The organism is Marinobacterium sedimentorum (assembly GCF_024267675.1).
Lineage (GTDB): Bacteria > Pseudomonadota > Gammaproteobacteria > Pseudomonadales > Balneatricaceae > Marinobacterium_A > Marinobacterium_A sedimentorum.
On sequence record NZ_JALDYX010000066.1, the window covers coordinates 1 to 7,103 of the forward strand.

Annotated in this window: 10 protein-coding genes; 9 read left to right on the top strand and 1 reads right to left on the bottom strand. The window is 56.9% G+C overall.

The window, feature by feature from the left end; genetic code table 11:
* Positions 1-297 precede the first annotated feature (297 nt).
* Complete coding sequence (gene yihA, locus MRS74_RS23270; protein ID WP_254582673.1) at positions 298-984, bottom strand: ribosome biogenesis GTP-binding protein YihA/YsxC; 687 nt, start codon at positions 982-984, stop codon at positions 298-300.
* 198 nt (positions 985-1,182) lie between these two features.
* Here yihA and MRS74_RS23275 point away from each other — a divergent pair, with 198 nt between their 5' ends.
* From MRS74_RS23275 to tatC, 9 genes are all read left to right on the top strand, one after another.
* On the top strand, positions 1,183-1,785 hold the full coding sequence (locus MRS74_RS23275) for a c-type cytochrome (protein ID WP_254582674.1): 603 nt from the start codon (positions 1,183-1,185) through the stop codon (positions 1,783-1,785).
* A gap of 161 nt (positions 1,786-1,946) precedes the next feature.
* Positions 1,947-2,579 (top strand): thiol:disulfide interchange protein DsbA/DsbL, encoded by a 633-nt coding sequence (locus tag MRS74_RS23280; RefSeq protein WP_254582675.1) that lies wholly within the window; start codon positions 1,947-1,949, stop codon positions 2,577-2,579.
* A 186-nt stretch (positions 2,580-2,765) separates the two neighbouring features.
* Positions 2,766-4,397, top strand: a complete 1,632-nt coding sequence (ubiB, locus tag MRS74_RS23285) for a ubiquinone biosynthesis regulatory protein kinase UbiB (protein WP_254582676.1) — start codon at positions 2,766-2,768, stop codon at positions 4,395-4,397.
* Positions 4,398-4,481: 84 nt separating this feature from the next.
* A complete protein-coding gene (hisI, locus tag MRS74_RS23290) occupies positions 4,482-4,892 on the top strand; it encodes a phosphoribosyl-AMP cyclohydrolase (RefSeq protein ID WP_254582677.1) in 411 nt (136 codons plus the stop codon).
* Complete coding sequence (locus MRS74_RS23295) at positions 4,885-5,217, top strand: phosphoribosyl-ATP diphosphatase (protein ID WP_254582678.1); 333 nt, start codon at positions 4,885-4,887, stop codon at positions 5,215-5,217. Before hisI ends, MRS74_RS23295 begins: the two co-directional genes overlap by 8 nt.
* 3 nt (positions 5,218-5,220) lie before the next feature.
* Positions 5,221-5,556 (top strand): histidine triad nucleotide-binding protein, encoded by a 336-nt coding sequence (locus MRS74_RS23300; protein ID WP_254582679.1) that lies wholly within the window; start codon positions 5,221-5,223, stop codon positions 5,554-5,556.
* Between the two features lie 15 nt (positions 5,557-5,571).
* Positions 5,572-5,829: a twin-arginine translocase TatA/TatE family subunit gene (gene tatA / locus MRS74_RS23305; RefSeq protein WP_254582680.1), complete on the top strand. Its 258-nt coding sequence runs from the start codon at positions 5,572-5,574 to the stop codon at positions 5,827-5,829.
* 21 nt (positions 5,830-5,850) lie between these two features.
* The gene (tatB, locus tag MRS74_RS23310; protein WP_254582681.1) at positions 5,851-6,213 is read left to right on the top strand and encodes a Sec-independent protein translocase protein TatB; all 363 of its coding nucleotides are present in this window, start codon (positions 5,851-5,853) and stop codon (positions 6,211-6,213) included.
* Positions 6,213-6,989 (top strand): twin-arginine translocase subunit TatC, encoded by a 777-nt coding sequence (tatC, locus tag MRS74_RS23315; RefSeq protein WP_254582682.1) that lies wholly within the window; start codon positions 6,213-6,215, stop codon positions 6,987-6,989. Before tatB ends, tatC begins: the two co-directional genes overlap by 1 nt.
* The last annotated feature ends 114 nt before the right edge of the window (positions 6,990-7,103 follow it).

The following is a 7,103-nucleotide window of genomic DNA, read 5'->3' on the forward strand; positions in this document are numbered from 1 at the left end:
TCCTGTCCCTGGCATCCAACTTCAAAGCCTTGCAATACGGGAGGAGACCATATACAGGTTAATAGTGCCAGAGGGTTCAGGGGGTGTTAAGTACATAGCGTTTAACCGCTCCGGAACTTTCTTGGCGCCCGGTGACTCAATAGATACGCAGAGTCACATTTTCACATTTGTCTGTGCCATGGTAGTGATCTCTGACATAAGAAGCATGCGTTGAAGCCCTACACCTGTCTGTAATTCCCCTTCCAGCCAGTTGCAGGGCTTCTTTTTATACCTCTATTATCCCTATTCTCCATCGGCTCAGGCGTCGTCGTCACCCAGTTCTTCATCGTTGTCTGCATCGATATCGTCGGCTTCAGCGTCGATTGAGTCGAGCTGCAGCCAGCTGTTGAGGCGGCTGTGCAGTTGCTCGATACCGCTTTTCTTCAGTGCCGAGAAGGTCTGGACGCTGACGTTATCGCCCAGGCGAGCCTTGAGTTCCTTGCGCACGCTGAGCAGGGTGCTCTGGGCCGGGCCGCGCTTGAGCTTGTCAGACTTGGTCAGCAGTACATGCAGCTGCATGCCGGTGGATTCACACCAGCCCACCATCATTTCGTCGAACTCCTTCATGGGGTGGCGAATATCCATTACCAGTACCACGCCACGCAGGCAGCCGCGTTTCTGCAGATAGGCATCCAGGTGCTTCTGCCAGTGTTCCTTCATGGCCACCGGTACCTTGGCGTAGCCATAACCTGGCAGGTCGACGATGCGGGTGCCCGGAACATTCAGGTCAAAGAAGTTGATCAGCTGGGTTCGCCCCGGCGTTTTCGAGGTGCGGGCCAGCTTGGAATTGTTGGTCAGGGTGTTGATCGCACTGGACTTGCCAGCATTGGAGCGGCCGGCAAAGGCAACCTCGGCGCCTGCGTCTTCCGGGCACTGGCTCAGGCGAGCCGCACTGGTGTTGAAAACGGCGCTGTTGTACTTGATGGGTGTATCAGAGGTGGGCATAGGGGCTCGCTTTGGTGCCTTGGTCGGCGGCAGAACAGATTGTATCCGTTCCAGTTTATGTGGGTATTGGTTATAATGCCGCCAAATTTTACCTGTGGCTGCGTATAACTGCCAGTCAAGGCAATACACTGAATACAAGTTTACGCCGGTGCGCCGGGGTGGACTCAAACTTTATCAAGCAAGAGTCTGGGCTAGTCGATGAATAAACTACTGATCAGCTTACTGGTGACCTTTGGAATCTCTGGCGTGGCTCAGGCCGCAGGTGATGCTGCGGCCGGGAAGGCCAACACGGCTGTATGCGCCGCTTGCCATAGCGCCGACGGCAACAGTGCGGTACCGAACTTCCCCAAGCTGGCCGGGCAAAAAGAAGCCTATCTGCTGAAACAGCTGAAGGAAATCAAGGCGGGCTCCCGTCAGGTCGTTGAAATGACCGGATTGCTGGGCGGTTTCAGCGATCAGGATCTGGCCAACATAGCGGCCTACTTTGCCAGCCAGAAAGTACAGATCGGTCAGACCCCGGAAGATCAGGTTGCTGCGGGTCAGCAGATTTACCGCGCCGGTCTGAAGGACAAGGGCGTCGCTGCCTGCACCGCCTGCCATTCTCCCAATGGTACCGGTGTCGCATCGGCCGGCTTCCCGGCGCTGAGCGGCCAGCACGCGGCCTATGTGGAGAAGCAGCTGAAGGCTTTTCGCGACGGTGCACGTGCGAATGACCCCAACAGCATGATGCGTAACATCGCAGCCAAGCTCAGCGACAACGATATCAAGGCTGTTGCCGCCTACGTTCAGGGTCTGCACTGATCCTCTGCGTTCAGCCAGGGTTTTGTTAAGGCAGCTTAGGCTGCCTTTGTTGTCTTGGAGACCTGTACAGGCTGTTAGCGTCCGGTAGGTGTCGCGGCCTGAGTGAACTTTGGTGGCTGAAGAGAGTCCCCGTATATCTACAGCTTTTCGGAGAAGGGAATATGATTAGAAAATTCTGTGTTGGTCTGGTGGCACTGATGATGTCGCTGACGGTCTGGGCTGCCGAGGCTGAGCCGTTTCAGGAGGGTGTGCAGTACGAAACGCTGCCCTTCGCTGTGAAGACGGCGGATCCGGCACGGGTTGAGGTCACCGAGATGTTTGGTTACCTGTGCCCGCACTGCAACAGCTTTGAGCCCCTGGTCGCCGGCTGGCACAAGCGCCAGAACGCCGACGTGCAGTTTGTGCGCGTACCGGTTGTCTTCGGGCGCAGCTGGGAGCCTTTCGCCCGCGCCTACTACACGGCTGAGCTGATGGATGTGGTCGACAAGAGTCATCAGCAGATGTTTGACGCGATTCATCTGAACAAGCAGCGCTTTTCCAAGCCGGAAGACATGGTGGAGTTTTACGGTAAGCTGGGCGTAGATCGCGAGAAGTTCGGCAAGCTGATGAACTCCTTTGCCGTTAACACCAAGCTGAACCAGGGCGAGTCCAAGGCCCGCAGCTATGAAATCACCGGCGTGCCGACCATGGTGGTCAATGGCAAGTATCGCGTTACCGCAGCCTCCGCAGGCGGGCACCGTCAGATGCTGGAAGTGGTCGACTATCTGGTCGAGAAGGAACGCAAGTCCATGTAATTCATGGTCTGAATTGCAAAAGCCGTCGGCACTGTCCGGCGGCTTTTCTGTTTCTGGTGCCGCCAGCCGGGTTGCCTGTTATTGGTGTCCGTTTCTTTACCTGTTCGCGGCCAGCAGGCACACTTGGGCGCGGCAGGCTTGGCCCTCGCCTTTTAGTTTTAGTCAGTCAGACAGGATTCCCTACAGGTGCGACGACTTCTGCGCATAGTAAAGATTGCTCGAGTGTTGGCCCGCTATCGGCTGGATACCTTTTTTGATCAGGTACCGCTGCCCTGGTACATGCGGCTGTGCCTGCGTCTGCTGCCCTGGCGTTACTTTATTGCCGTGCAGCAGCCGCAGGGCGAGCGACTGCGCCTGGCGCTCGAGGCGCTGGGGCCGGTCTTTATCAAGTTTGGCCAGATGCTGTCGACGAGGCGTGATCTGCTGCCGGATGAGATCGCATTCGAGCTGCAGCGGCTGCAGGATCAGGTGCCCCCCTTCCCGGGGCAGGAGGCACGCCTGATCGTTGAAAAGGCGCTGGGCAAGCCTGTGGGCGAGCTGTTCGCACAGTTTGAAGCCGAGCCGCTGGCCTCGGCCTCGGTGGCCCAGGTGCATGTTGCCAGGCTGCATAACGGCCGCGATGTGGTGGTGAAGGTGGTTCGTCCAGGGATAGACCGCATCATCCGCAAGGATGTCGATCTGCTCTATACCTTTGCCCAGCTCTTGCAGTGGAGCTGGCCTGAGGGTCGCAGGCTGCGCCCGGTCGAAGTGGTGCGCGAGTATGAGCAGACTATTTTTGACGAGCTGGATCTGCGCAAGGAGGCGGCCAACGGCTCCCAGCTGCGGCGCAACTTCGAACAGTCCGAGATCCTCTATATACCCGAAATATTCTGGGACCTGACGCGTCGCAACGTGCTGGTCATGGAGCGGATTCAGGGCATCCCCGTGGCGGATATCGAGCAGTTGCAGGCGCAGCACACCGACATGAAGGCGCTGGCCGAGCGCGGTGTCGAGATATTCTTTACCCAGGTGTTCCGGGACAGCTTTTTCCATGCCGACATGCACCCCGGCAATATCTTTGTGTCGCGCGAGAATCCGTCACAGCCGCAGTACCTGGCGGTGGACTTCGGTATCGTGGGCTCACTGACACCGGAGGATCAGAACTATCTGGCGCGTAACTTTCTGGCCTTCTTCAAGCGCGATTACCGCCAGGTGGCACAGCTGCATATAGATTCCGGCTGGGTGCCGCCGGATACCAACCTCTATGCGTTCGAAACGGCCATACGCAGCGTTTGCGAACCTATTTTCGAGAAGCCACTGAAGGATATTTCCTTTGGACAGGTACTGCTGGGTCTGTTCCAGACCGCGCGTCGCTTCAATATGGAAGTGCAGCCCCAGCTGGTGCTGCTGCAGAAGACCCTGCTCAATGTCGAGGGTCTGGGGCGGCAACTCTATCCGGAGCTGGATTTATGGAAGACCGGCAAGCCCTACCTCGAGAACTGGATGAAGAACCGCGTCGGTCCCAAAGCGCTGTTGCGTACGGTCAAGGAGCAGGCGCCCGAGTGGCTCGACAAGCTGCCCCATATGCCGCAATTGGTGTTCGATGCGTTGCAGCAGATCAAGCGCATGGACGCCCATCAGCGCGCTCAGTTGCAGCTGAACCTGCAGGCGCAGGAGGCTGTTGCACGGCGTCGCCGGCGCTCCAGGGCGGGTGGCGTCGCGCTGCTGGTGCTGGCCGTCATGCTGGGGGCGGGGGATCCTGGGCCCTGGTTGCAACAGCTGTCGACTGCTGGATGGCTGATGGCCGCGGGTGGCTTTTATCTGCTACTAATGCATTAGGCCTGCGGCCGTTGTGGCTTGGCGTTAACAGGGGCTTCGGTTATTCTTGCCTGCTCCAGTCGGTTTTAGGTTCAAAAAGAAGTTATGTCAGAACTCTGGCTCGATCAGGTGAAGTGGAATAACGATGGCCTGGTTCCCGCCATCGCTCAGGATCACAAGAGCGGTCATATATTGATGGTGGCCTGGATGAATCGCGAGGCGCTGCAGTTAACGGTGCAAGAGCAGCGCGGCATTTACTGGTCGCGCTCGCGGCAGAAGCTATGGCGCAAGGGCGAAGAGTCTGGCCATGTGCAGCAGCTGCATGAAATCCGCCTTGATTGCGACGGCGACGTTATTCTTCTTCAGGTGGAACAGCTGGGCGGCATCGCCTGTCATACAGGGCGTGCAAGCTGCTTTTACAGCGTGCTGGACGGCGCTCACTGGATGCCGGTGGATCCGGTGCTCAAAGAGCCTGGCAGTATCTATAAAAAGTCCGAGAATCCGGCCGATGAATGATGTTTTGCAACAACTCGGTGTTTTACTGGAAGAGCGCAAGACCGCTACGGCCGACAGTTCCTACGTTGCCAGCCTGCATGCCAAGGGTCTGAACAAGATTCTGGAGAAGGTTGGCGAAGAGGCCACCGAGACGCTGTTGGCTGCCAAGGATGCCAGTATCAGTGGCGATAACAGTGATCTGATATACGAAACGGCGGATCTGTGGTTTCACAGCCTTGTCATGCTGTCGCATCTGGGTGAGTCGCCCCAGGCGGTACTGGATGAACTGGCTCGCCGTTTCGGGCTTTCAGGGCTGGAAGAAAAAGCCGCCCGCAGCAAGGATTGACACATGACGGGCTGTATTTTCTGTCGGATTGCCCGGCATGAAGCCCGGGCCAGCATCCTGTACGAAGATGAATTGATCGTGGCGTTTCGGGACCGGGCTCCCAAGGCGCCTGTGCATCTGCTGGTGGTGCCCAGGAAGCATATTTGCAACCTGGGTGACCTGCAGCCACAGGATCAAGGCTTGATCGCCCACATAATGATGAAATTACCGCAGATAGCGCGGTTGAGTGGCCTTGAAAACGGCTTTCGCACGGTGACCAATACGGGGCCTGGCGGTCGTCAGGAGGTCTACCACCTGCATTTTCATATTCTTGGTGGCGGCACCTTGCCTGCCATATGATTCGGGAGAGATGTTATGGGTTTTGGTGGTATTAGTGTTTGGCAGCTGCTTATCGTTCTCGCGATTCTTCTGTTGCTGTTTGGCACCAAGAAGCTGCGCAACATTGGTGGCGATCTCGGCGGTGCTCTGAAGGGCTTCAAGAAGGCGATGTCGGACGATAGCGAAAACGCGAAGGATCCGAAGAAGCTGGATAACGAGGAAGACGCTCAGTTCTCCACAAAAGTCGACACGGCGAAGAAAGAAGCCGTTAAAGACGACAAAAAGGCTGATTAATAAGCCAATACGGGCCCCTGAATGTTCGATATAGGCTTTGCTGAGCTACTCATTGTGGCTGTCGTTGCGTTGCTGGTACTTGGTCCGGAGAAGCTCCCGACGGCGGTCCGTACCCTCGGGTTATGGGTGGGCAAGTTTCGCCGTACGGTGAGCGGTATCCAGACCGAGATCTCGGAAGAATTGCGGCTGGATGAACTGCGCCGCAATGCCTCCATCGAGAAAGACCGGCTTGAGGAAGAGCTCTCCGAAATGAAAACGCCCTACAAGTCTGCCACGCCTGGTGCGAGCGATGCTGCACCCTTTGGCGAGGCTCAGGTCTCGTCCGGTGACTCCAGTGCCGTACCGGGTAGTGGCACCGCTTCGCGCGACAAGGCGGAGTCCTGATGAGCAAGCTGAACGAATCGGAGTCCGCAGCGGAGGAGCAGCCGCTGATTTCCCATCTGGTGGAGCTGCGCCAGCGCCTGATCTGGGCGTTACTCATAGTCATGCTCGTGTTTTTGAGTCTGTTCTATTTTGCCAACGACCTCTACGCTTATCTGTCCGAGCCGCTGACCGCACTGTTGCCGCCTGGCACCAGCATGATAGCAACGGATGTGACCTCGCCATTCTTCGCGCCTTTCAAGCTGACGCTGGTGTTGTCGATCTTTGCCGCCATGCCTTTTATCCTGCATCAGATCTGGGGCTTTATCGCGCCGGGTCTGTACAGCCACGAACGGCGTATCGCGATACCCCTGCTGGTTTCCAGTATCGTGCTCTTTTATAGCGGCATTGCCTTTGCCTATTTTGTCGTTTTTCCGCTTATCTTTGGTTTCTTTACCAGTGTCGGGCCGGAAAACGTCGCGGTGATGACCGACATCAGCAGCTACCTCAATTTTGTCCTCAAGCTGTTCTTCGCTTTTGGCATCGTGTTCGAGATCCCCATTGCTACTCTACTGGTCATCTGGAGTGGTCTTTCCACGGTAGAGGATCTGGTCAGCAAGCGCGCCTATGTGGTGGTGGGCTGTTTTGTCGTGGGCATGTTACTGACACCGCCAGACGTGATTTCTCAAAGCTTGCTGGCGCTGCCCATGTGGCTGCTGTTTGAGTTGGGTATCGTTCTAGGGCGGGTTATTGTGCGCACGCCGAGCGAGGATGACGCTGAGGCTGACGAGCAGAAATAGCGGGTAGCAGAAATAGTCAGCTGGGCTTGAGAGAGCCGTAGAGCGATAAACGCTTATATAAAAGGCGCCTGATTCAGGCGCCTTTTGCTTTATGGGGCTTTCAGTCCTGGTTTC